Below are 24,071 nucleotides of genomic sequence, written 5' to 3'. Positions count from 1 at the left end.
CGTTGGCGCTGCGAATGCGCGCCACAAAGTAGTTGTCGTTGAGCTGTGCGTCCACAGTGCTGCGACGGGCCCTGGGCGTGGCCGGAGACCGAGCCGGTGCTCGCCTTGGTGGTGAACGCCGTGCCGGACGCGCCAGTGGTCGGTCAGGATCGGTGTTCGAGGTCGACGAGATCCAGCACCAGCGCGGCCGGGCCACCTGCGGGTGCGATGAGCGTGGCCTTCCGCCGGTGGGCGGCGAGCTGGTCGACGACCTCGAACAGCACCCGCACGCCCGAGCTCGCGAGGTGGGTGATGCCGGCCAGGTCGACCGTGAGCGGCATGGTGCCGCCACGTGACACCTTGAGCAGGTCGCGTTCGAACGCCACCCCGGAGGCGGCGTCGACCGATCCGAAGACCCGGATCAGCTGACCTCGGTCGTCCGCGACGACCTCGGAGCGGTACGGCGTCGTTCCGTCGCCGCTGGGTGACGAGGTGGTGGCGGACGCGAGCATGGCCGGGCGGTTGAGGTGGTGGCGGACGGTCACGGTGGTGCCGCGCGCTCCTTCTGGCTCGCCGGCGCGCTGAGGTGGGTGGGTCAGGGTGAGTTCGTCCACCAGTTGTTCGCAGAGCAGCAGCCCGTGCCCGCGCCTGTGGTCGCCGGGAACCGGGTCGCGCCACCGGCCCTCGTCGGCGACGCGCAGCTCGCAGACGCCGTCCGGCTGCAGTTCGGCGGTGAGGTGCACCGGCCCCGGTGAGTCGGGGTAGGCGTGGTCGACCGCGTTGGTGAAGGTCTCGCCGACGACGAGCTCCAGCGCGTCGTGGTCACCGCGTCCTGTGTCCACTTCGGACAACCAATGCCGGATCGCCCTGCGCGCCAGGGGAAGCTGCTCCAGGGTCGCGGTGAAGTGCGCCGACAGCGGCGCCACGGGGGTGGCGAGGCGCTGGAACGCGAGGGTGGTGACGTCGTCGCGGTAGCCGGAACGGGTCAGCAGCTCGACGGTCAGCTGGCAGACGCGTTCGGTGGCGGAGTCCGCGGAACCCTTGGGCAGCACGCGGTTCATCGCCGCGTCGGACGCCACCGTGGCCAGTTCCGCGGCGCTCTCGACCAGTGTCCGGTTGGGACGTTCGATCAGCCCGTCGGAGTAGAGCAGGACGAGGTCGTTCTCACCGAGCTGCCCGCTCGCCACGACCGGGGTGCGCCCGACGCCGAGCGGCCCGCCGGTCGAGTCGTCCAGGTACGACGTCGACCCGTCGTGGTGGAGGACGAGCGGCGCGGGATGACCGCACAGGCTGTAGGTGAACCGCCCGGTCCGCGGGTCGATCCGAAGCACCGCGAGCGTGCACGCGCGCAGGGCCTTCTCCCGCCGCGCGAAGGCGTTCACCTGCTCCAGCACGGCGCTCAGGTCGTCGGTGGTGAACAGCAGGTGCTTGAGCACGGCCCGCAGCTGCCCCATCGCCGCGGAGGCCGCGACGCCGTGCCCGACGACGTCACCGACCACGAGCGCGACGGTCCCGTCGGGCAACGCGATCGCGTCGAACCAGTCACCGCCTGCGGCCTGGTCCTGCGCCGCGATCAGGTACCGGGCGGCGATCTTCGCCTGCGGCAGCACCGGCAACGCGGTCGGCAACAGCGCCGCCTGCAACTCGGCGACGACATCGCGCGCCCGTTCGTACCGCGACTGCGCCTCGCTCGTGCGCTGCTCGGCGGCCCGCCGCTGGTTCACCTTGTCGGTGACGTCGATCGCGTACCCGACCGTGCCGGCGATCCGGCCCTCCCCGTCGAAGTACGGGTCGAGCACCATGTCGAGGAAGACCTCCTGCGGCGCGCCGTCGTCGTCCTCGCCGATCTGGATGCGCCACTCGCGCCCGGACTCCTGCTTCCCGCTGCGGAACACCCGTTCGACCAGCGCGAGGATCTGCTGCGCCTCGAACCCCGGCAGGATCTCGCGCACCGGCTTGCCGATCGGCTCGGCGGCCTGCGTGAACTGCCGGTACATCTCGTTCGCCAGGACCACGACGTGCTCAGGTCCCTCGTACGCGCCGATCATCAGCGACAGCTGGTCGACGCAGTCCCGGAACACCTCGGCGGACCCCGTCCGGCTCGCGCGCGGATCGTCGCCGTCAGAACCGTGCTGCCGCGAACTGAGCTCCATACTCCGCCAACCTACCCACGGCGCGGGGCTCCGACCGATCAGCTGTCCGGATCGGGCGGCTTCACCGTGGTGACGGCAACGGCAATCGGGCACGTGCGCGCCGCGTTCGTTCAAGACCGAGCCGGTATCCGGACAGCCGATGCAGATCATGAGCTTCGGCCAGCAACCTGGCGGCCTCCGCTGACCGGTGCCGGCCGAGCGCCTCCTCCCCGAGAACCCTGAGGCTCTCCGCCTCGATCAGCCGGTTCCCCGTCGCCCGGCTGAGGTCGAGCGCTTGCCCGGCGAACTCGCGCGCGAGCTCGGGCCGGCCCAGGTCGAGGTGCAGTTCGGCCAGCGACACGAGAGCGTCACCCTCGCTTCGCCTGTTCGCGGCCTTCAGCGCGAACGTCAACGCGAGCCGCAGCTCCGCCAACGCTTCGGAATGCCTGCCCATCAGGCGGTAGGTGCTGCCCAGCACGTGGTGGCTGGACGACTGCGATTTGGGTGTGTTGAGCTCGGTGCCGACCAGCAGACCCTCGGACGCGACGCGCACCGCGGCCGGGTGGTCGCCCATGTCGCGACGGGTGCCCGCCAGGTTGTTCAGGATGCTGCTCAGCACGGCCGGCTCGTTCAGTTCGTGGCACAGCTCCTGCCCTGCCTCGAAGTGCTCGACGGCCTCGTCGTACCGGCCGAGCGCCTGGCAGGTCCGGCCGAGCTGGAACACGCCGGTCAGCACGGCGGCACGGTCTCCTGCCTCCTCGGCCAGGCGCTTCGCCTCGGTCAGCAGGCGGTGTGCGTCCACCAGCTCGCCCAGCTCCCACAGCATGTCGCCTTCGCACAGGAGGTTGATCGGAACCACCAACGAGTGTCCGACTTTCCGAGCGCATTCGACCGCGTTGCGGTAGTGGTCGACCGCGGCGCGCGGCCTCCCCGCGGCCGCGCACATGCGTCCGAGGTGGTTGAACACCATGCTGCCCAGATCGGAGACGCCCTCCCGCTCCACGATCCGGCGGGCCTCCTCCATGTGCGCCTCCGCCCGGTCGTACTCGCCGACCAGGCAGAGAGTGGCGCTGAGCGACCACAGCGCGTGGACCTGCCCGGAGAAGTTGTCCGTGGCGCGGGTCCAGGACAGCGCGGTCTCGGCGAAGTCGAACGCCTTGACCGCGTCGCCGTGCCGGTCCAGGACCTGTCCGGTCACGTGGACGAGGAGCGACCCGACGACGGACTGGCCGAGGGCTCCCGCGAGGTGGGTGCTGGGAACCAGGTTGGAGATCTCGGCGTCGAGCCACCTGGTCGCTGCCGCGCTGTCGGCGAACGTCGGGAGCTCGCACTCGACGGTGAGCAGCGGCCGGTACGCACGGGGGACGATGGCCTCCATCGCCGCTCGTGCCGCCATCGCGTAGAAGAGCAGAAGGCGGTGCTGCGCCGCGGTCCGTTCGCTGGCCTCGCACTGTTCCGAGGCGGCCAGCCGGAGCAGGTCGTGGAACGTGAACCGGCCGGGCGCGTGCTCCTCCACGAGATGCGCGGAGGCGAGCGAGCGCAAGGCGTGCTCGGTGGCGACCTGGTCCGCGCCGGACAGCGCGGCCGCGGCGGCGACGGTCACGTCCGGCCCCGGGATCAGCCCGAGCAGGCGGAAGAGCCTGCCGGTCTCCGGTTCGAGGCTCCGGCACGACAGGTCGATCGCGGCGCGGACCGCCGTGTCCGGGTCGCCCCGCGCTTCGAGCTCGGTCAGCCGGTCGCCGGTGCGGAGCTCGGTGACGTAGTCCTCGATCGACGAGCCGGGCCTGCCGGCGACGTTCGCCCCGGCGATGCGCAACGCGAGCGGGAGCCGGGCGCACAGGTCGGCCAGCCGGCCGGTGGCCTCCGGCTCCGCGGCCGTTCGCTGCCTCCCGAGGAAGTACTCCAGCACTCCTCGGGCCTCGGCCGGGTTCAGGAGGTCCAGCACGAACAGCCGGGCACCGTCACGAGCGACCAGCCCGTCCAGCCGGTTCCTGCTGGTGACCAGCGTCAGGCAGCAAGGCGTGCCCGGCAACAGGAGACGGACCTGCTCGGCCGTCACCGCGTTGTCGAGGAGCACGAGGATCCGGCGGTCCGCCAGCAGTGAGCGGTACAGCGCGGCGGCTTCCGCGGGATCGGCCGGCACCCTGCTCTTGTCCACCCCGAGCGTCGCCAGCAACGCGGCGAGCGCGAGGCCGGGGGTGAGCGGTTCGCCTCCGCCGTGCCCGCGGAGGTTGAGGTACAGCTGGCCGTCGCCGAACCGCGAGCGGACCCGGTGCGCCCACTGAACCGCGACCGCCGTCTTCCCGATCCCCGCTGTTCCGGTGATGACGGCGACGACCGCGGACGTGCTCACGTCCGGCAGGAGACCGTCCAACGAGCGCAGCACCTCGGCACGCCCGGCGAACCCCGGCGCGGCCGCGGGCAGCTGAGCGACCGCGACGGACCTGATCCGGACCTCCTCCTCACCGACGTCGGCGAGCACGTCGGCGTGCGCCCGCACCAGCCGCGCGCCGGGTGCGACACCGAGCTCCCGGTCGAGGAGCGCCCGGACCTCCTGGTAGGCGGCGAGCGCGTCCGCGCGACGCCCCGACCGGTGCAGGGCCGTCACCAGATCGCTCCACAGCTGCTCCCGCAGCGGATGCGCCGCCGTGAGCCTGCGCAGCTCGGGAACGACGTCGGTGTGTTCCCCCAGCAGGAACCGCGCCGCCACGTAGTCGCAGACCAGGCCGTGGTAGCGCTCCTCCAGCCCCGCGGCCTCGGCGGCGAGCGCCGGTCCAGCGGCAAGCCCCTCGAAGGGGCGGCCGCGCCACAACCGCAACGCCCGGCCGAGCAGGTCCGCCACCGATCTGGGGTCCTCAGCGCCTTGGGCCCGCGCGGCGAGCCGGTCGAACTCCAGCAGGTCGAGTTCGGCCTCCTCCACGCGCAAGAGGTAACCGCCGGGTCTCGTCACGAGCCGGTCCGCCTCCGCGCCGAGGTGCCTGCGCAGCCCGCTCACGTACGTCCGCAGGTTCCCCTCCGGCCGAGCAGGCGGCCTGTCCCACGCGGCGTCCGCCAGGTACTCGACCGACACGACCTGGTTCGCGCGCAGGAGCAGCGCCGCGAGCACGGCGCGCTGGCGGGGCCCTCCCAGCGGTTGCGGCTCTCCGCCGGTCCGCGCTTCCAGCGGACCCAGCACCAGGAACCTCATCGGACGGTCCCGGCGGCCGGAACGAGACGTGCTGACACCCAGAGCTCCACTCACTCAGTGTGCACGGCCGGTCACAGGACCTGGGCGAGATCTGGGCACGCCGTCCCCGAGAGTGCTCCTGACCTGCCCGTGCAGACGGGCCGAACCAGAGGGGGGCCGACTCGTGGAGCTCAGGAAACCTGCGAGAACTCCGCAGGACTCGATCGCCAACGTGCTTGCGCGGCACTCCACCGTGCAACGAGGAGGAAACGTGTTCAAGAGGATCACCGCGGCGCTCGCCGTGGCGGGGGCGGTGCTGCTGGGCCTGGCGGCACCGGCGTCGGCGGGAGCCGAGGCGAACCCGGACTGCCAGAACGACAGGGGCTTCCAGACCGTCGTGGGCACCGGGCCGATCAAGTCCATCTCGACCGGCGACCGCATCGGCACGATCTACCTCTGCCGGGAGGGCAGCCTGTACTTCGCGTTCGCGCTGTACGAGACCACGTTCGTCACGAACCAGACGGCGCAGGTCTGGCTCCAGCGCTACGACAACGGGAACTGGGTCGGTGAGGTCAACTGCGACACCGAGCCGGGCGGCAACCAGCACATCCGGCCGGGGGAGCGGCGCTGCTGGACCCCGAACCTGAACGGCGACGCCGCCAGGTACACGTTCCGCGCGCTGTCGCAGAAGTACATCGGCGGCAACCTGATCGCCGACGGCGCCACGGCACGCCAACGCTGATCCGGGCACTGCTGCGGTTCGAGGTGCGCCGGACTCGAGGTCCGGCGCACCCCTACGCGCTGATACTCGCCGGCCGAGTCTTTGGACCTGGGTTCGGCGGTGTCACGCAGGTATCTAGAAGACTGACGTCAACTTCGGCGCCAGTGCCAAGAGCGCTCCAATCGCGAAGATCAGCTGAGTGAGCGCCTTCTCTGTCATTTGATCGCGAACCTTGGCGAAAACTGCTCTCAGCGACCCGGTGGCAACGGGCGCCGAGCCGCCCTCGACGCCGGCGTCGGTCGAAGGGGCGGGCCAGTCCTTGAAGTGACGAGCGGCGATCAACTTGCCGAGGGCGTCAATCAGTGCTTTTCGGGTGTCGTTGTCATTCGCGCGCAGCCAGTCCTGCTCGGCCGAGGCCAGTCGATCGGCTGCCTCCGCGAACGACCGCGACAGAACACTTCGGCTTCCGCGGCTTGCCGCGTAGATTTCACCGTGTCGCCTGCTCAAGAGGACGCTCTCCAATGCGGGCAGCACTTTGAGGAGGTAATCCCTCGTGTCCGGCGAGTTTCGCCGGAGACGATCGACGCAAGCGGAAGCGTAGTAGTCCAAGGCCATCCGAGGCGCAGAGTGACCGAGCAACGGACGCCAGCCAAGAATGCCGACCATCATCGCCAGGATGACGGCTGAGAAAAGGGTCCAGTAGGTCATCCCGGGAAGGGAGGCGGCGTGTTGTCCAAGGAGTGCAGCCAAGGGCAGACCGGCGGCGACAGGCAGAATCGCGGAGTACGTGAACAGCCGCCCGTGGCGTCGGACCTCAGCTGAGACTCGACGAGCGTCCTGGATAGGCTCCTTGCCGCCCAGGGATGCTGTCCACCGCTGAATGTCGTCGTCCGCGGGGTACGTGAACCGGTTCGCCATCGAACACCTCTGGGTCTGTCGCCATCGTGGCCGTGGTGTCGAAACAGCGAGCCGACTTGTTACCAACGTTGGTCGCGGTCCGGCGCACCCGATCCGCGCGGGGACGGACGCGGCTCGACAGCGTCACCTCGGACGCGCTACCAATTGACCTTGAACGGACTGCGCGGGTGAGGAATCCGCGACCTTTCTGGGGGACCACTTGGCAGAGCGCGACCTGTCCTGGGCGGACGCCGGTCACGGCGATCCCGCGTTTCTCGGCGAGATCTTCTCGCTCGCGTTCGTGCGCGGTGTCGAACCGCTCGACGCGTTGCGGCGCATCGGCGGCCTGGAGGACACCCTGGCGCACCGAACGCCCGCGGAGATCGCGGCGGCCCACACGTTCGACGAGGGCTATCCCGAGGTGGCCTCGGCGTTCGCGCTGGGGGAGTGGACGGTGCTGGTCCAGCCGACCAGTCACACGCTGGGACCGCTGGTGGATGCGCTCTCACGCGGCACCGAGGCGTTGGCTGTCGTGCGGCACGACTACGCGTCGCCGCGCTTCGAGCACGCGATCGACGGCACCGTCACCACCTGCTTCAACCTCAACTACCCGGAGGACCGCGCCGGCTCGGACCCGGACCGGTTGCTCCCGCTGATCCGCGAGGCGGGCTTCGACCCGGACTACGAGGACTCCGACGACGAGGACGACGAGGACGACGAGAGCTGGCTGCACCGCTACGAGGGTGTTGTGGGCCGCGGCATGGCGCTGGCCGGTCGGATCATCGGCGCTCCGCCCACGTTCGAGCAGGTCAGCGCCTCCCTGCCGAGCATGCACGTCGACAGCTGGTTCAGCCGCACCACGCCGGAGCACGTCGAGGACGCCCCCGCCGAGGCGGCCCGGCTCGTCGCCGAACTGGACGTGGCCGCCACCCCCGGTCTCGCCGCCGCCCTGGCCGCCGCGCCCGTGGTCGTCACCCCGGACAGCGACCTGGGCCGGCACGTGCGCGAGTGGTCGGCGCTGGCACGGCGGGCGAGCTGGTCGCTCAACCTCGAACGCAGCCGCATGACCGACGAGCAACGCGCCCGCGGTCATCGCTTCGGCCACCTGACCAGGGCGCTGGCCGCCACGTTCCGCGCCGACCTGGCCTGACCGGGGGAGAAACCCGATGCCGGACCTGAAGATCCCCGCCGACGGCCTGAGCCACACCGCCCTCTACACCGCCTGGGTCCGGCACGTCGAGGCTTCCCAGCCACATCCGCTCTTCACCGATCCGCTGGCCGACTTCCTCGTCGCAGAGCTGGAAGGTCATCCGGCGTTGGAGGCGTTCATCGCGCAGATGGGCGTCACGTCGAGTGGTTTTCCCTCGTACCACGTGGTGCGCACGCGGTTCTTCGACGACCGGATCGCCGAGGCGCTGGACAGCGGTGTGCGTCAGGTCGTGACGCTCGCCGCAGGTATCGACGGACGCACGACGCGCCTGCCGTGCCCGGCCGGTACGCGCTGGTTCGAGCTCGACTTGCCGGGCATGACCGAGTTCAAGACCGCCGTGGTCGCGCGCTCGGGCCTGACGCCGGCGTGTGAGCGCGTCGGGGTGGCCGCGGACCTTGCCGCGGACTGGACGGAGCCGTTGCGCGCGGCCGGGTTCGACGCGGAGCAGCCGACCGCGTGGCTCGTGGAGGGTGTGCTGATGTACCTCACGCCGGCCCAGGGCGACGCGTTGCTGGCCGAGGTGACCGCGCTGTCGGCTCCTGGCAGCCACCTGCTCCTCGAGCACCTGCAGGTGTCGATGCTCGACGAGCAGGGGGCTCAGGTGCGCGAGGGGCTGGGCAAGCACGGGGTGGTCTTCACGGCGGCGCGGGACGACATCGGGGACTGGCTCGGTGCCGCCGGATGGGAGGCGAGCGTCCACGAGGGTGTGGACCCCGCGATCGGCCACGGTCGGTCCGTCTCACCAGTGCCCGCGGCGTGGCTCGCCGCCGCGACCAGGGGCGCCGGAAGTGACGACGAGCGTCAGGTTCCGGCGGCGACCCAGGCCGGGACTCCCTCGCCGCAGGCTTGAACCGGCGGATTTCCTGCGGTCGGGCTACCTGTACTTGGCCGCTGCCGGCTTCAGCTGTTGCACCGGCAGGCCTTCGTGGATCACCTTCATGGCGTTGAACCAGGTCGGTGCGGCGCCCTGGCCGCCGAAGATGCCGTTGCGGTTGCCCGGGCAGAGGCGGATCGGGTCGCCGCAGATGACCTGCGGGTTGTTGCCGTCGGCGTAGGTCATGGCGGCGCCCGCGTACTGCGGGGTCGCGGCGAGGAAGGCCACCGACTTGTGCTCTTCGGTGGTGCCCGTCTTGCCGATGATCGGGCGGTTCCAGCGCGCTCCGCCGGCCGCCCCGGAGGCGGTGCCGCCGGGGGCGATGTCCTGCGACATGGCTTGTGCCAGGGAGTCGGCGAGGGCGGGCTCCACGGCCTGTTCGCATGGGGCTTCCTTGAGCGGGACTGGCTTGCCGTTGCGGTCGAGGACCTGTTCCACCGGGGTGGGTGGGCACCAGGTGCCGCTGGAGACGATGGTGGCGGCGACGTTGGCGAGTTCGAGGACGCTGGTGGCGCCGGGGCCGAGGGTGTAGGAGCCCGCGTTGTTCTGCTTGGTCCAGTCGCCCTGGGAGGGGCCGTTGGAGCCGTCGGACTTCAACGGTTCGGCGCCGCGGTTGACCTTGGAGAGGGTGTCGCGCATGCCGAGCTTGTAGGCCATGTCGACCACGTTGTTGAGGCCTGCTTGCTCCTGCAGGATCACGAAGCCGGTGTTCGGCGACTGCGCGAGTGCCTTGGTGAGCGTCATCTCCTCGTCGTAGGTGCCCGAGTTCTTGACCTGCCAGGCCTGGCCGCCGTTCGGGTAGACCCTTGACGCGTACGTCTTCGGCACCTTGATCTTGCGGTCGATGCCCGTGATGCCGCGTTCCAGCGCCGCGGCGGCGGTGAAGATCTTGTTCACGGAACCGGGGCCGAACGGCAGGACCTCGGCGGGTGCGGGGCGGGCGACCTGGCCGAGTTCGGCGTTGTTGCCGAAGTCGCGGGAGGCGGCCAGCGCGCGCACGCGGTGCTTGTCGGTGCCTGGCTGGACGATGGAGATGACGTTCGAGACGCCGTCCTGGGTCTTGCTGACCTGCTGCTCGGCCGCGTCCTTCGCGGCCTTGGTGGCCTTCGGGTCCATCGTCGTCTTGATGGTCAGGCCACCGCGCTGCAGCTGCTTGTCCGTGATGCCCGCGTCGCGCAGGTAGTCGAGCAGGTAGGAGCAGAAGAAGCCGTAGATCGGGCCGTCACCCGCGCCGACGCAGCCCTTCGGCAGGATCCGCAGGCCTTCGGCGACGCCCAGCGGCGACGCCTTGAACTCGTCCGCCTTCTTCCTGGCCTCGGTCTCGTCCGCGCCGAACGCGCCGTTCTCGCGCATCTTGTCGATCACGAGGTTGCGGCGCTCCAACGCTTTCTCCGGAGAGGCACCGGGGTTGAGCGACGACGGGCGGTTCGCGATCGCGGCGAGCAACGCGGCCTGCGGCACCGTCAGCTTGTCGGCCGTGGTGTTGAAGTACGCCTTCGCGGCCGCGCCGACGCCGTAGGTCTGGTTGCCCAGCGGCACGATGTTCAGGTAGCCGACCAGGATCTCGTCCTTGCTCATCTGCTTCTCGAGTTGCAGCGCCACCCGAGCTTCGCGGAGCTTGCGGCCGACGGTCGCCTCGGTGGCCTTCTCCCAGGCCTCCTGCTCGTTGTCCGCGCCGAGCACGAACGCCACGTAGTTCTTCACGTACTGCTGGGTGAGCGTCGACGCGCCCTGCGTCGCCCCACCGTCCACACCGGCCTTGGCGGCGGCACGGGCGATGCCCTGCCAGTCCACGCCCCGATGCTCGTAGAAGCGCTTGTCCTCAATGGCCAGGATCGCGCCCTTCATGGTGTCCGCGATCTGCGTCGACTCCAACGGGATGCGGTACTGGTCGTACAGGTAGGCGATCGCGTCGCCGTTCATGTCCTGAATGGTGGTGACGAGCGGCAGCTCGCCCTTCGCGAGATCACCGGACGTCTGGTCGACCGTGTCGGCCGCGCGGTTGGACGCGAGCCCGAGACCTCCGACGAACGGGAACACCATCGCGGCGAGGAGCACACCCGCCGTCAGGCACAACCCCAACAACTTGACCAAGCCTGACGCGCGTGCGGCGAACAACCCGCGACCCCTTCCGAACAAACCCCCGGAAACTCCCTTACCGGTATAAATCGCACCGGAGCCCGGTCAGGTTGCATCCGCTGCTCGACCGTGACCGCAGTTCCTCGGCAGCATCGCGCCCACAACCCGTTGACCAGCGCTCTTGGCGAACGGCGGACGCAACCTGAACGGTTTCGCGCCGCGTTGGCAAGTACAGGTTGTAAGGCGGAAGCGAAACCCGAGGAGCTTCATGTCGTCAGACGCGGAACTGATCGGCAGATCGCTGAGCGGAGACACCCGTGCCTTCGTCGAGGTGGTCAACCGGCACGAGGCCGCGATCGGGGACTACCTGGCGCGCAGAGCGGGGCGGCAGGCGGCCGAGGACCTGCTCGGCGAGGTGTGGGTGGCGGCCTACGAGGCGCGTGCGGGCTACGACCGCTCGCACCCGGAGGCCCGGCCCTGGTTGTTCGGCGTCGCGCTCAACAGGCTGCGCCGGCACTGGAGGGGCGGGCCCGCGGCGGAACCGGCCGCGGACCTCACGCCCGCGGTGAGCGACTGGGATCCCTGGCCGGAGGTGGACACCCGCGTGGACACGCAGGCGTTGCTGCGCCGGGCTCTGGCACGGCTGAAACCGGACGAGCGCGAGGTGCTGAGCCTGGTCGCCTGGGAGGACCTGACGGTCGCCGAGGCGGGACGGGTGCTCGACCTGCCCGCGGGCACGGCCCGGCGGCTGTTGCACCAGGCCCGCAAGGCGTTGCGCGACGCCCCCGAGGTGACCGCGCTGCTGGATGTACCGACAACCGAAAAGACAACCCATGGATGAGATGGATCTGATGAAGCAGATGCGTGACGTGCAGTCCCCGCGGCCCGAGGCCTACGACCGCGCTCGCGCGGCTCTCGACGCCGCGATGGTGGAGCCGGAGAGCACGGTGGTGCGGCCGCGGCGCTGGTTGTCCTGGCCGAAGGTCAGCGTGGCCGCTCTGGGCGCGGCCGCGGTGGTGACCGCCGTGGTGATCGGCACGACGACGGGTGGTGGCGTGCCGGCGAACGAGCCGGTCGCGGCGCCGCCGGCGGTCGACTCGCCGCTGGTGAAGCTCGCCTCCCAGGTGCAGGCGGCGGGCGCGCGGACCGGTGACGCGTCGTTGATCATCAAGTCGGTGGTCGCGAAGGACGGCTCGCCGTACACCTTCTACACCGTCTACACCGACAACGGGCAGACCTTCCACGGCGAGAAGCCGTCGGACGTGACGGCCGCGGTCAGGAAGGGGCAGAACCAGGCCACGCCGTTCGACGCGAAGGTGATGGAGGCGGCCCGTCTCGCCGCCGACCCCGCCAACGTGGACAAGGCCAGGATCGCCATGATGGATCCCCTGGGCAGCAAGGGACTCGGCCTGAGCCCGGCCGAGCAGGACGCGCTGTGGGAGAAGGGGTACGCGGAGAAGTCCAGGTCGATCACCGAGGCGGGCGGGCAGGCACCGGCGCCCAAGCCGCGGCCGACCGGCAAGGAGTGGGAGAACCTCCTCAGCAACCACCTGTGGAGCAACTCCACGTACGCGCTGTTCATCGGAGCAGCCAACCCCGAGGTGCGCGCGGGCGTGCTGAACCTGCTCGCCACGATGCCGGAGGCCAAGGTCGGCAAGGGCGAGGTGGACGGTCAGGCGACGCTGATCCTCACCGGGGACGCCTCGATCCAGGGCGGCAGCGGTTCGCACGTGGTGACCATCGACGCGGGCACCGGTCTGCCGATCCGCTCTGAGGTCGTCCCGGGCACCGACAAGCAGTCGGTGGCGAACTACAGGTCGTCGCGGGTGAACCTCGGCGACGTGGCGGCCGGCAAGATCTGATCAACGACCGGAGGACAGCCCGAAATGGACCGAGGACGACCTCGGTCCACTTCGGACTGTCTTCCGGCAGGGTCAGACGTGCCCGCCCGTCGCGTGCTTCACCACCGCGCCGAGGTCGCACCACACCGTCGACGTTCCCCCGTCGGCCGCGATCGGTCCGTAGTGCGCGTAGCGGTAGCCGTTGTCGATGCGCTCGCAGTCGGCCACGGCCTTGAAGCGGCCGATGCCGACGCAACGCACGATGGCGCCGTTGTGGCCGGCGCTGCCGTGCGTGCCGAACCACTCGCACCCCGCGGCGGAAGCGGGTGCCGCGGTCAGCACCACACCGCCGAGCACGATCGCCCCGGACGCGACCAGAGCCGCGATGCGCGCCATCAGATGTTGATCCCGGTGGCCGAGACGACCACGGCGTTGAGGTCGCACCACACGGTCGAGGTCCTGCCCTGACCCACCATCGGTCCGAAGTGGGTGTACTGGAAGCCGTTGTCGGTGCGGCGGCAGCGTGCCGACGCCTGGAACGTGCCGAGGTCGTAACAGGTGACGGCGGCGCCGTTGTGACCACCGCTGCCTCGCACGTTCTGCACGCTGCACGACGCGGCGGAGGCGGGCGCGGCGACGAGCGCCAGGCCACCGGTGGAGAAGGCGAGTGCGACCAGTGCGGCCGCGATCTTCTTCGTCATGACCACGATCCTGCGAGGTTCGGCCGGTGCGGAACAGGGCACCGACCGGTCACGTGTGACCGGTTCTGATAGGAAAACGTGGTGGCAGAACAGTTCGCCGCGGCGGTGCGCCGGTTCCGGCTCCGCGCGGGACTCACCCAGGAGGCGCTGGCCGAACGGTCCGGCGTCTCCGTCAGCACCATCCGCGGCATCGAGACGGGCAAGCGCGGCAACCCGCAGCTGGCCTCCGTCCGCCAGCTCGCCGAGGCACTCGGCCTGCCACAACAGGAACAGGACGCCCTGCGCGCACCTCGTCAGCTGCCGCCGGAGCTCCCCGGTTTCGTCGGCCGCGCGGAGGTGCTGCGCCGGTTGGACACAGTGGACGGTACCGGCATCACCGTCATTTCGGGCACGGCGGGCGTGGGCAAGACTACGACGGCGCTGCACTGGGCGCACCGCGTCGCGCACCGCTTCGCCGACGGCCAGCTGTACGTGGACCTGCGCGGCTTCGACCCGTCCGGCTCCGTGCTGGCGCCGGACGAGGCGCTGCGGATGTTCCTGGACGCGCTCGGGGTGCCGTCCAGGTCGGTCCCGGACGAGCAGGAGGCCCGGACCGCGCTGTACCGCACGCTGATGGCGGGCCGCTCGATGCTGCTGGTGCTCGACAACGCCCGCGACGGCGCCCAGATCCGCCCGCTGCTCCCCGGCGCGCCGGACAGCCTCGTGATCGTCACCAGCCGCCACGACCTGACCGGCCTCGTCGCGACGACCAGCGCCCGCAGCGTCCCGCTGGACCTGCTGAACGGCGAGGAGGCCCGCGCCCTGCTCGCCGACCGCCTCGGCGAGGCACGGGTGGCCGCCGAACCCGGCGCCGTCGCGGAGATCGTCGACCGCTGCGCCGGCCTGCCGCTGGCCCTCGCCGTCGTGTCAGCACGGGCAGCGCACACCTCGTTCTCCCTCACCGCGTACGCCGAGGACCTGCGCTGGAGCGGGCTGGACGGGTTCGACAGCGGCGACGAGGCGGCGGACCTGCGCGCCGTCTACGCCTGCTCCTACCGCGCCCTCAGCCCGGCCGCGGCCAGGACGTTCCGGCTCCTCGGACTCCATCCCGCCACCGAGATCGCCCTCCCGGCCGTCGCGAGCCTGACCGCCGACCCGGCACCTCGGCGCGCGTTGCAGGAACTGGTCCGCGCGCACATGCTCACCGAACGCACGCCGGGCCGTTACGCGTTCCACGACCTCCTGCGCGCCTACGCGGCCGAACAGGTCGACCCGGACGAACGGCAGGAAGCACTGCATCGCCTCGTGGCGCACTACCGGCACAACGCCGAAAACGCCCGCGCCATCACGAAGCTGCGGCCGGGATCTCCGCCCGCGCCCGGGGTCGTCACGATCACGCACGCCGACGCCACCGCGGCGAACTCGTGGCTCACCACCGAGATGCCCGTGCTGCTCGCGATCGCCCGGTCCGCGGACGGGTTCCCGGACGAGGTCCTCGCCACCATCCGGGTCGTGGCGAACGTCCTCGACTCCACCGGCGGGCTCGCCGGCAACGCCGATGTCCTGGCCAGGGGCGAAGCCCTCGCCGTCCGGCTGGGCGACCGCGCGGGCCAGGCCGCGATGTGGAAGATGACCGCACGCCTGCACATGCGCCTGGGCGAGCGCGCCGAGGCGGAAGCGTTGCTGCTCAAGGCACTGGAGGCCGACGAGGACGACCTGGACGCGCGTGCCTACACCCAGGTCGGCCTCGGCATGCTCTACGGCGAACAGGGCAGGCACCGCGAGGCGCTGGAGCACGCCCGGCAGGCCGCGGAGGGCTTCCACGCGGCGGGCAACCGCCACGCCGAAGCCGAGTCGCTCAACGGCATGGCCTGGTGCCACGCGACGCTCGGGGAGTTCGACGAGGCGGCCGGACACGCCCAGCGGGCACTCGCGATGAAGACCGCGCACCGCTCCGACGTGCTGGACACCCTCGGCTACGTCGAACACCGCCGGGGCAACCTCGACGCGGCCGTCACCCACTACCTCGCGGGCGTGGCCGAGGCGGAGGAGGAGGGCGACCTCTACTCGCTGGCCGAGGTGCTCGCGCACCTGGGCGACGCCCACCAGGACCCGGCTGAGGCGCGCCGGTGCTGGCAGCGGGCCGCTGACCTGTACGAGGAGCTCCACTCACCGCTGGGCAAGGCGGTCCGCAAGCGCCTGAACGACGACCAGCGAGGCGGGGCGTAGGCGACCGTCTCGAAGGTGATGCCGGTGACGGCAGCCGTGTCAGGGGCACCGGCTAGCGTTGCCGACCATGACCGACCGCGCCGACGTGCCACCCGAGGTGCTGGCAGCCCTGCGCGACATCTGCGCCGGCCTGCCGGAGAGCTACGAGGAACCGGCCTGGATCGGCACGAGATGGCGCATCCGGCAGCGCACCGTCCTGCATGTCTTCACGGCACATCCGGACAGCACCGGCGCGTTCAGCCGTGCCGCCGGACTGACCGAACCCGCCGTGGTCATGACGTTCCGGGCACAGGCCGAGGAGTTCGACTCGCTGGTCGCCGTCGGCCCGCCGTTCTTCCGCGCCGCGTGGGGAACCGACGTGGTCGGCATGATCATCGAGCCCGACGCCGACTGGGCCGAGATCAGGGAGCTGCTGACCGAGAGCTACCGCGTGCAGGCCCCGGCGAAGCTCGGGCGCCTCCTCCCGTGAGCGGCCGCAGTCGTCAGCAGCTCGTTCTGCTGGCCCTGGGCACGATCCCGCGCAAGAGCGGCAAGACCGGAGCGGGAGAGGTAGACGTCCCGGTGACGTTCGGAGGCGTCGAGTTCAAGCCGGGCGACGTGGTGCACGCGGACTCCGATGGTGTCTCGTTGCTGCCGGATCGCCGGAGTTGACGCGGTTCGGCACCCTGTCTTGAGTTCCGCCCGTCCACCGTCATCGTTCGCCGACCGCACGCCGACAATTTCCTGACATCCACGTCCTAACGTCGCCCCACATGCGACTTTCTCTCGCGTTGACGAACGTCGTGGTGACGGCCGCGGGGTTGGTGGCGGTGGCCGGTTCGAGCGCCGCTGCCGGCAGCCCCGCGGTCACCTACCAGGACGTCCTTCCGCATCTTCAGAAGTTCCAGTCCATCGCTGAGCAGAACGGCGGGAACAGGGCGCACGGAACGCCTGGGTTCAAGGCGTCGCTCGACCACGTGAAGTCCACACTGGACACCGCGGGGTACGTGACGCGGGTGGACTCGTTCGAGCAGGACGGCGCGACGGGGTACAACCTCGTGGCGGACTGGCCGGGCGGGGACGAGGACCACGTCGTGATGCTCGGCGCCCATCTCGACAGCGTGCCGGACGGGCCCGGGATGAACGACAACGCCTCGGGGTCCGCGGGCGTGCTGGCCACCGCGCTCGCCGTAGCGAGAGAGCGCCCGCAGACCGGCAGGCACCTGCGGTTCGCGTGGTGGGGTGCGGAGGAGACAGGACTCAACGGGTCCAGGCACTACGTCGCCGGCTCGTCCGCCGCGGATCTGGCGAAGATCGACGTCTACCTCAACTTCGACATGGTCGCGACCCGCGACGAGGACCAGTACTTCAACCTCGACGCGGGCAGCGCCGAGGCTACGGAGGCGTTTCGGACGTACCTGGGCGAGCACGGCAAGCAGACCTTCGAGGTCGGCGGTGGCGAAGGGTCGGACAACTGGCCCTTCCAGCAGAAGGGGGTGCCGGTCGGAGGTTTCGCGACCGGGCTCGACCCGTGCTACCACAAGGCGTGCGACGACCTCGCCAACATCGATCCGGCCGTGCAGACGCTGAGCACGAACGCGATGATCAACGCGTTGTGGCGGCTGAAGGACCTCCCCGCCCAGGACGTGTCCGGGGTCGGCGATCCCTACTTCCCGAAGGACGGGAACGCGGGGTACGACGTCGAGCACTACGACGTGAAGCTGCAGTACGACCCGGCGAAGCCAGACCTGCTCACCGGTGACGCCACGATCACGGCGACCGCGACCCGGGACCTCCCCCTGTTCCACCTCGACCTGCTGGGCTTCGAGATCGTCGAGTCCACAGTGGACGGTGGGACCGCCGTCAGCAGGAGGGAGGACGAGCACGAGCTGGTGCTGACTCCGGAGCACGCCGTGCGCAAGGGGCAGAAGTTCACGACCCGGATCCGCTATCAGGGCAAGCCGGCGGGGGTGGGCTGGCATCCGATCGAGGGAGGCGGGTTCGCCGCGTACGGTGAGCCGCACTCGGCGACCAGCTGGTTCCCGGCCAACGACCATCCCAGTGACAAGGCCACGTTCGCCCTGACGGTGACCGTGCCGGACGGGTGGAGCGTGATGGGCAACGGCCTGCCCGGCGAGACGACCAGGGCCGACGGGCACAGCACGTTCCGGTGGCACGAGGACAAGCCGATGGAGACCACGCTGGCGACCGTCGCGGTGGACAGGTTCACGATCCACGAGCGCACCGTGGCCGGCGTGCCCGCCTACTTCGGGTACGGCTCCGGCGTGACCGTGTTGCCGGAGTCCGAAGAGCTCCTCGATCCGATGCTGAGGTTCTTCAGCGAGCTGTACGGGCCGTACCCGTTCTCCAGCACTGGGGCCATCGTCGTGCGGGCCAAGACCGGGCACCCGGCGATCGAGACGCAGAGCCGGCCGACGTTCAACGGCACGATGTTCGACGCGAACATGGCGCACGAGTTCACGCACCAGTGGTTCGGCAACAGCGTGTCTGTCGCGGACTGGCGCAACGCCTGCATCAAGGAGTGCGTCGCGCAGTACGCGAACCAGCTCTGGGACGAGCACAACGGCGCCGACCTGGACAAGGGCTTCTACCCGGCGATGTACGAGGAGAGCCACGGCAGGCCCGAGTTCTGGGCCACCCGGCTCTACGACCCCGGACCGGGCAAGGAACTGGATCCCGCGCTGTACTCCAAGGGATCCATGATGATGCACGCGCTGCGCAAGGCGATGGGCGACGACGAGTTCTTCACCCTGCTCCGCACCTGGCTGCGGGACCACCGCTACGGCAACGCCACCTGGCCGCAGTTCGAGGAACTGGCCCAGCGCACGGCCGGCAAGGACCTCAGCGGGTTCTTCCAGGCGTGGGCCCACTCGACCACGGAACCGGAAGAGGAGTACCTGTTCCCCGCTGGACGTTGAGGCGGTGATCGTTTCCTTCTAGGTGGAAGGTGGTGCGAGCGCGTCCAGGCCGTCCTGCCACCGCTGCCGCCGTTGGCCGGGAGTCTGTTCCCACCACGGGGTGCCGCGCTCGCCGAGTGCGATCTTCGCGCGGTGGACCCGTGCGCGGGCATCCCGCTCCGCCTCGGTGTCCTGGGCGCGGAGGGCGGCGCCGACGTCGCGGCGAGCCGCCATCAAGAGGCTGCGGAGCCGTGCGGCCTGCTCGGACGGGATCTCGGGGTCGGAGGCGCGCCGCCGCCTGCCGTTGATCACCACGAAGTGCCCGTCCGGGGTGTGCTCCGGTTCCGCCATCACACCAGGGTCGCACCGGTCGGGGCCGCTGGCCTGGTGGCGCCGCCGAAGCACGCATCCCTGGACGAACACGCGTGCTTCGGCGGCAGACCGCTGAGCCACCGGACCTGATCAGCCCTGCGGCTTGTCCTCGATCGCGTCGATCAGCTCCGGGTCCTCCGGAGCGGGCATGTGGCGGATGCTTTCGCTGCCCTTGTGGTCGTGGGCGCGGTCGTAGCGGGAGTCCAGCACCCTGCCCAGCTTGTGCGCCGCGCCGGTGTACGCGTCCTCCACGGTGGTCGCGTGGTGGGTCACCGCGACCGGCTGCTTGCCTCCCGGTCGCGCCTCGATGACGCACTTCTTGTCCTCCGGCTTGCCGGCGCCGTCCTCGCTGAGGTGCACCTCCACGCGGGTCACCCAGCCGCTGAACCGGGACAGGCTGCTTTCCAGGTCGGTGGTCACATAGGTGGCCAGCCGTTCGCCACCGTGGACGTTGTGGTCGGTGTTGACCTGGATCTGCATGAGCACCCTCCGGAACGAGACAGAAATGGTCTTGGTCGATACCACGGGAGCGGCCGGTTCAAACCAACGGCACCTCCAGGCGCTGATCTGATCAGGTGATTGGCGAATGTCGGAGTGCTTCGCGGAGGACGGGCTCTCCTATGGTCCCGGCGTGAAGCCCTACGACGTCCGGCATCTCGTCGCGCACCTCGTCCTGTCGACGCGTGCCGACGACGTGCACGAGTTGCTCGCCGCGGAGGAGAGCGACGGCCGCAACCTGTGGTTCGCGCTCAAGGACGCGCACAGCGACATCGCGGGTTATCGGGCGGACGTCGGGCTTGCGTTGAGGCACGTCCGGGACCACGGTGCCGTGGGCACGAGGATCGGCAGGGAGATCCGGTACGCGCTCATCCTCGGCTCCACGCGGGAACACGCGGTGATCATGCCGCCCTCTCTCGTGGCCGCGCTGGTCGAGAAGGGGGTGTGGACGCCGGAGGCCGGGCTGGCCCACGCCCGGCAGATCCCCGATCTGGACCGGAGGGTCCGCACGCTCGCCCTCACGGCACCGCACCTGCCGCCGCCGGTGCTCCGCGCCGCCGTCCAGCAGGAGCTGGTCGCGTTGCGCCGGCCAGGGGCGGAGCACGGGTTGTCCTTCACCTTGGTCATGGGCGAGCTGTGCGCGTTCACCCCCGACGACCTGGTCGACGACGCGCTCACGACGGCCGCCGCTCTGCGAGAGGACATCTACCGCGCCGATGTGCTGCAGGGACTGGCTTCGCGCCTTCCGGAGGACCGGTTCACCCGTGCTCTGGGGCTGCTCACCGGGATGAAGGACGAGTACAGGGCGCGGGTGCTGGGTGAGTTCGGGCGGTACGTGCCCGACGGCGCGTTGGACCTGGTCCTGAAGGCGATCGACGACATCGGGGATCCGGGTTTCCGGGTGAGCGCGATGGCTTCTGCCGCGCGCCGGACGCCCTTGGACAGGGTGAAGGCCGGCCTGCGGGCGATGCCGGAGGTTCCCGGTGGGTGGGCGGAATGGCGGGCCATCACCGCGATAGGGCCGGAACTGCCCGAGGAACTCGTGCCGGTCGCGTTCGCGGCCGCGTCGGGCATCGGTGACGAGCGGTACCGGATCAACGCCGTGATCGCGCTCGCGCCGCGGCTGACCGCCGATCTCGCGGGGAGAGCGCTGGCGACCATGTGCTCCGAGCAGGCCGACGAGGAGGAGCTGCTCGCCGCGCTCGTGCCCCGACTGTCCGATGAAGACCTTCCGCGCGCGCTGGAACTGGCGCGGTGCTTGAAGTCCTCGTTCGACCGCGTCCTGGTGTTGACCGCGTTGGCCTTGCGGCACAACGGTGAGGACCGGGACCGGCTCTTCGCCGAGGCGTGGCGGAACGCGGAGGAACGCGGTCCGTACCTTGTGTCCGATGTGGACGCTCTGGCTCGGCTCGTGGAGGTCCTCCCCGAGCCGATGCTGGACGACGCGGCCAGGTTCGTGCAGGCCGGGGGGAACTACGCCTCCCTCACGTCGGCACGGGTCGCGGTGGCGCGCCGCCTGACCGGGCAGCGCCGCGAGGCCGCGCTGCGCGAGACGCTGCACAGCCTTCGCGGCGTCACCGACGAGTTCGGCATGCGCGCCGGTGAGACGCGGGTGCTGGCTCCCGCCCTGTCCAGGCCGTTGCTGTGGGAGGCGATCGAGGAGGTGCAGCAGGGTGCTGGAGACCGGTGGGAGGTGCGGGCCCGGCTGGAGCCTCTGGTGCCCTTCCTCGACGCCGAGCAGCTCACAGCGGCGCTCTCGATCGCCCGTGAGGTCCACGACTCGGTGCCGAGGAGCCGGGCACTGGCCGCGTTGGTTCCGCACCTGGGCGCGCGCGGTCGTGCGACCGCCCTGCGGCACGTTCTCGACCTCGCGGGGCGCACCGCGGACCTGGAACGCCGCGCCGAGGTGCTGGCCGCGATCGCGCCGCACCTCGGTGACGACCTGTGGGACGAGGCGCTGGCGGCGGTCGATCGGATTCGCTCCGAGCGGGCTCGATCGCAGGCCGTCGCCGGCCTGAGCGCGTTCGTGCCGGAGTCGGTGGTGGACCGCGCGACGGCGCTCGTCGAACCGATCGGCTACATGTCATGGGCGGCGCTCGCGCTCGTGCGGCTCAGCGTCCACGGCGACGACGACCGGCGTGCCCGGCTGGTGCGCCGCGCGCTGGAGTCGGCACGCCAGGTGAACAACAGCGAACTCGGCGCCGACGAGACCCGGGTGTTCGCGGAAGTGCTGCACGCGGTCGCCGACCTGGCACCGGAACCGCTGCTGCCGGAAGCCGTCGAGGTGGCCTCACGGCTCTCGGCCGAGGACCAGGCGGCGGTGCTGACCGCGGTCGTCCGGCGCGCCGGCGACGAGCACCGGGCGACGTGGCAGGCCGAAGCGGTGCGGGTGGCCAGGGGGATCCGCGACCTCGGCTGGCGAGCACGCGCGCTGGGACGGATGAACGCGGCCGCACCGGAGGTCCGGGAGGCCGTGGCGAAGATCGCCGACGTGCGGTGGCGCGGCTTCGCGCAGGCCGAACTCGGCCACGGCCTGCCGGAGGAGGCGCTGGCCGAGGCCGAACGCGCGTTGGGGAGTCCCTCGCGGGAGGAAGGCTGGACGTCCTGGACCGATCAGACCCTGTACGTCGGGCTGCTGCCGCACACCCCTGCCCGGTTGGTGCCGCGCGTTCTGGAGACCCTGTCCCGGCTGGAGTCCGCCTACGGCCGGGCGGAAGCCGTGGCGGCGCTGGCCCCGAGACTCGCCGACCACCACCTGCCCGCGGCGCTCGAACTGGTGGACGGCAGCAGGGATCGCGACGCACTGGACGCGCTCGCCGCGCTCGCCCGGCGGTACGACCCGCTGCCGCTGCCACAGCTGGAACCGTTGTGGGCGCGGACGTGCGCGGTGCTGGACAGGGCGTCCCGCGAGGACGTCCTCCACGGCGTCACCGTGATGGCCGGCTTTCTCGCGCGGCTCGGCGGCCGGGATGCGGCGGAGGACGCCGCCGAGTCGGTCAGGCAGGTCGGGAGCTGGTTTCCGTGATCGCGATCTTGGCCAGCGCCGACGCGCTGACGCTGGTGTGGTAGTCGGCCAGCCCGATCTCCTCGCGCAGGAAGTCCTGGAAGCTGGAGTGGTAGATCCGGTACCGGGTGTCCGCGCCGCCGCCGTCGGTGTTGAGGTACTCGCGCCACTGCCGCACGACCTCCAGGACCAGGTACTGCCGCACCCTCGTGCCGTCCCAGCCGTTCGCGGCCCAGTGTTCGCGCACCCACTCGGTCACCTGGCCGGCGGTGACGGGTTCGCGGGCGGTGGCGAGCAGGCAGATCGTGGGTTCCTGGAAGCGCAGGAAGTGCTCCGCGTCGCGGGCCCGCATCCGGTTCCAGTGGGTGCGGTAGTAGTCCCTGAGGCCGTTCGGGAGGGTGTCGACGTCCGAAGGGGTCAGGACACCCGCGAGGATGTCCCGCAGCACGTGCTTGACGTACATGAAGTTGCCTTCGCTGCGCTCCACCAGCACGTCGACGAGCTTGTCGGGCCTGTAGCCGGTGAGCCGTCCGTCGCCCGTGCGCAGGACTTCGCTGACGTGGTCCGTGATGTCGGCGATGTTGCGAGGGTCGTCGTCACGCAGCATGACGTCCCGGCGATCCTCCACGAGCAAACGGAGATCGTGCTGCTCGCGCGTGCTCACGACGAAGTGCACGCCACGCGGCAGGGTGGACGGCAGGAACAACGTGTTGGTGCCGTCCGGCGCCTCCTCGGCCTCGTCGAGGGCGTCGACCACCACCAGCACCGGGTGGCGGACGGCCGCTTCGGCCAGCAGGCGGCTGAGGAAGCCGCCGTCGCGCGAGGCCGCGGCGGGCAGGTCCGCGTGGTCGAGCCCGTACCGCACGATGAGCTGCGCGCACACGTCGGCGAGGAAGGCGTCCGCCGACCGGATGCCCTCGGTCGCGATGTTGAAGTGGTGCACGCAGCCGTGCCGCCGGATGAGCTCGGCGAGGACCGTGGTCTTGCCGATGCCGGGTTCGCCCTGCAGGACGACGTAACCGGAGGCGAAAGCCGGGTCGCCGAGGAACCCCTCGATGGCGTCGAGCACGAAGCCGCGGCCGGTGAAGCGCCGGGTCCGCTCCTCGATGAGGGTGCCGAACTCCCTGATGTGGGCCTGGAGAGGCGAGAGCGGCGCGCCGGTGTCCTCGGCGCCGGCGGCGTCCCGCCAGGCCCACCACGGACCGGTCTCGCCGTCGTCCAGGAGGTGCGCGTGCTCGTCCGGCAACGGCCGCCGGTTCCTCGCCCTTCCCGCCAGGCGGACCATGGCGCGCACGATCTGCCGCAGCGAGGAGCGTCCGGGGACGTGCTCACCCCGCAACCAGGCCCCGACCCGGCGTTCGTCGACGCCCGCGGCCGCCGCGATCTGGCGGTTGGTCAGCCCGAAGTGGTTCTTCAACGCCCGCAGCCCGACCGCCAGCTCGCTGTGCTGGTACCTCCCGGCCAACCGTCCTCCCTCGTCCGGTACCGGTCC

19 protein-coding genes are annotated in these 24,071 nt (G+C 70.7%); 10 read left to right on the top strand and 9 right to left on the bottom strand.

The features are described 5' to 3' along the window. Positions 1 to 143: 143 nt before the first annotated feature. Both ACQEU1_RS06475 and ACQEU1_RS06470 read right to left on the bottom strand, forming a co-directional pair. Positions 144 to 2,132 carry a SpoIIE family protein phosphatase gene (locus ACQEU1_RS06475; protein WP_433197249.1) on the bottom strand — a complete coding sequence of 663 codons (1,989 nt, stop codon included), beginning with the start codon at positions 2,130 to 2,132 and terminating at the stop codon, positions 144 to 146. Positions 2,133 to 2,193: 61 nt separating this feature from the next. Beyond that, positions 2,194 to 5,298, bottom strand: coding sequence for a BTAD domain-containing putative transcriptional regulator (locus ACQEU1_RS06470; protein WP_433197247.1), 3,105 nt, complete (start codon positions 5,296 to 5,298; stop codon positions 2,194 to 2,196). Between the two features lie 250 nt (positions 5,299 to 5,548). On the opposite strand from ACQEU1_RS06470, the gene ACQEU1_RS06465 reads away from it, so the two are divergent. Continuing rightward, on the top strand, positions 5,549 to 6,019 hold the full coding sequence (locus tag ACQEU1_RS06465; RefSeq protein WP_433197245.1) for a hypothetical protein: 471 nt from the start codon (positions 5,549 to 5,551) through the stop codon (positions 6,017 to 6,019). A 114-nt stretch (positions 6,020 to 6,133) separates the two neighbouring features. On the opposite strand, the gene ACQEU1_RS06460 is transcribed toward ACQEU1_RS06465, so the two are convergent. After that, the gene (locus ACQEU1_RS06460) at positions 6,134 to 6,706 is read right to left on the bottom strand and encodes a hypothetical protein (RefSeq protein WP_433197243.1); all 573 of its coding nucleotides are present in this window, start codon (positions 6,704 to 6,706) and stop codon (positions 6,134 to 6,136) included. Between the two features lie 409 nt (positions 6,707 to 7,115). Between ACQEU1_RS06460 and ACQEU1_RS06455 the strand changes: the two genes are divergently transcribed. Both ACQEU1_RS06455 and ACQEU1_RS06450 read left to right on the top strand, forming a co-directional pair. Further along, entirely contained in the window at positions 7,116 to 8,045 is a 930-nt protein-coding gene (locus tag ACQEU1_RS06455) for a DUF6461 domain-containing protein (RefSeq protein ID WP_433197241.1), read from the top strand. Between the two features lie 16 nt (positions 8,046 to 8,061). Continuing rightward, a complete protein-coding gene (locus tag ACQEU1_RS06450) occupies positions 8,062 to 8,955 on the top strand; it encodes an SAM-dependent methyltransferase (protein ID WP_433197239.1) in 894 nt (297 codons plus the stop codon). Between the two features lie 24 nt (positions 8,956 to 8,979). Here the strand turns inward: ACQEU1_RS06450 and ACQEU1_RS06445 are convergent, their stop codons facing one another. Continuing rightward, positions 8,980 to 11,073: a transglycosylase domain-containing protein gene (locus tag ACQEU1_RS06445; RefSeq protein ID WP_433197237.1), complete on the bottom strand. Its 2,094-nt coding sequence runs from the start codon at positions 11,071 to 11,073 to the stop codon at positions 8,980 to 8,982. Between the two features lie 253 nt (positions 11,074 to 11,326). On the opposite strand from ACQEU1_RS06445, the gene ACQEU1_RS06440 reads away from it, so the two are divergent. After that, the gene (locus ACQEU1_RS06440; RefSeq protein WP_433197235.1) at positions 11,327 to 11,899 is read left to right on the top strand and encodes an RNA polymerase sigma factor; all 573 of its coding nucleotides are present in this window, start codon (positions 11,327 to 11,329) and stop codon (positions 11,897 to 11,899) included. A 10-nt stretch (positions 11,900 to 11,909) separates the two neighbouring features. Next, positions 11,910 to 12,920: a hypothetical protein gene (locus tag ACQEU1_RS06435; RefSeq protein ID WP_433197233.1), complete on the top strand. Its 1,011-nt coding sequence runs from the start codon at positions 11,910 to 11,912 to the stop codon at positions 12,918 to 12,920. Between the two features lie 72 nt (positions 12,921 to 12,992). Here the strand turns inward: ACQEU1_RS06435 and ACQEU1_RS06430 are convergent, their stop codons facing one another. Together ACQEU1_RS06430 and ACQEU1_RS06425 are read right to left on the bottom strand one after the other, a co-directional pair. Next, positions 12,993 to 13,295 carry a hypothetical protein gene (locus ACQEU1_RS06430; protein ID WP_433197231.1) on the bottom strand — a complete coding sequence of 101 codons (303 nt, stop codon included), beginning with the start codon at positions 13,293 to 13,295 and terminating at the stop codon, positions 12,993 to 12,995. Next, the gene (locus ACQEU1_RS06425) at positions 13,295 to 13,600 is read right to left on the bottom strand and encodes a hypothetical protein (RefSeq protein WP_433197229.1); all 306 of its coding nucleotides are present in this window, start codon (positions 13,598 to 13,600) and stop codon (positions 13,295 to 13,297) included. The genes ACQEU1_RS06430 and ACQEU1_RS06425 overlap by 1 nt, the downstream gene beginning before the upstream one ends. 81 nt (positions 13,601 to 13,681) lie before the next feature. Between ACQEU1_RS06425 and ACQEU1_RS06420 the strand changes: the two genes are divergently transcribed. The 4 genes from ACQEU1_RS06420 (at position 13,682) to ACQEU1_RS06405 (ending at position 18,726) form a co-directional block, all read left to right on the top strand. Continuing rightward, positions 13,682 to 15,808, top strand: a complete 2,127-nt coding sequence (locus tag ACQEU1_RS06420; RefSeq protein ID WP_433197227.1) for an ATP-binding protein — start codon at positions 13,682 to 13,684, stop codon at positions 15,806 to 15,808. A gap of 67 nt (positions 15,809 to 15,875) precedes the next feature. Then, complete coding sequence (locus ACQEU1_RS06415; RefSeq protein WP_433197225.1) at positions 15,876 to 16,277, top strand: MmcQ/YjbR family DNA-binding protein; 402 nt, start codon at positions 15,876 to 15,878, stop codon at positions 16,275 to 16,277. Next, a complete protein-coding gene (locus tag ACQEU1_RS06410; protein ID WP_433197223.1) occupies positions 16,274 to 16,459 on the top strand; it encodes a hypothetical protein in 186 nt (61 codons plus the stop codon). The genes ACQEU1_RS06415 and ACQEU1_RS06410 overlap by 4 nt, the downstream gene beginning before the upstream one ends. A gap of 101 nt (positions 16,460 to 16,560) precedes the next feature. Beyond that, a complete protein-coding gene (locus tag ACQEU1_RS06405; protein ID WP_433197221.1) occupies positions 16,561 to 18,726 on the top strand; it encodes a M20/M25/M40 family metallo-hydrolase in 2,166 nt (721 codons plus the stop codon). An 18-nt stretch (positions 18,727 to 18,744) separates the two neighbouring features. Here ACQEU1_RS06405 and ACQEU1_RS06400 read toward each other — a convergent pair whose 3' ends face one another. Beyond that, positions 18,745 to 19,056, bottom strand: coding sequence for a hypothetical protein (locus tag ACQEU1_RS06400; RefSeq protein WP_433197219.1), 312 nt, complete (start codon positions 19,054 to 19,056; stop codon positions 18,745 to 18,747). A gap of 111 nt (positions 19,057 to 19,167) precedes the next feature. Beyond that, positions 19,168 to 19,557, bottom strand: a complete 390-nt coding sequence (locus tag ACQEU1_RS06395; protein WP_433197217.1) for an HPF/RaiA family ribosome-associated protein — start codon at positions 19,555 to 19,557, stop codon at positions 19,168 to 19,170. A 106-nt stretch (positions 19,558 to 19,663) separates the two neighbouring features. Between ACQEU1_RS06395 and ACQEU1_RS06390 the strand changes: the two genes are divergently transcribed. Continuing rightward, positions 19,664 to 22,600 carry a hypothetical protein gene (locus tag ACQEU1_RS06390; protein WP_433197215.1) on the top strand — a complete coding sequence of 979 codons (2,937 nt, stop codon included), beginning with the start codon at positions 19,664 to 19,666 and terminating at the stop codon, positions 22,598 to 22,600. Here ACQEU1_RS06390 and ACQEU1_RS06385 read toward each other — a convergent pair. Next, a complete protein-coding gene (locus ACQEU1_RS06385) occupies positions 22,572 to 24,044 on the bottom strand; it encodes an AAA family ATPase (protein ID WP_433197213.1) in 1,473 nt (490 codons plus the stop codon). The genes ACQEU1_RS06390 and ACQEU1_RS06385 overlap by 29 nt on opposite strands. Positions 24,045 to 24,071 lie beyond the last annotated feature (27 nt).

The organism is Lentzea sp. CA-135723, assembly GCF_050936595.1.
Classification (GTDB): Bacteria; Actinomycetota; Actinomycetes; order Mycobacteriales; family Pseudonocardiaceae; genus Lentzea.
The sequence above is the reverse complement of the archived record's forward strand: the minus strand, read 5'-3'. Positions and strand labels throughout refer to the sequence as shown.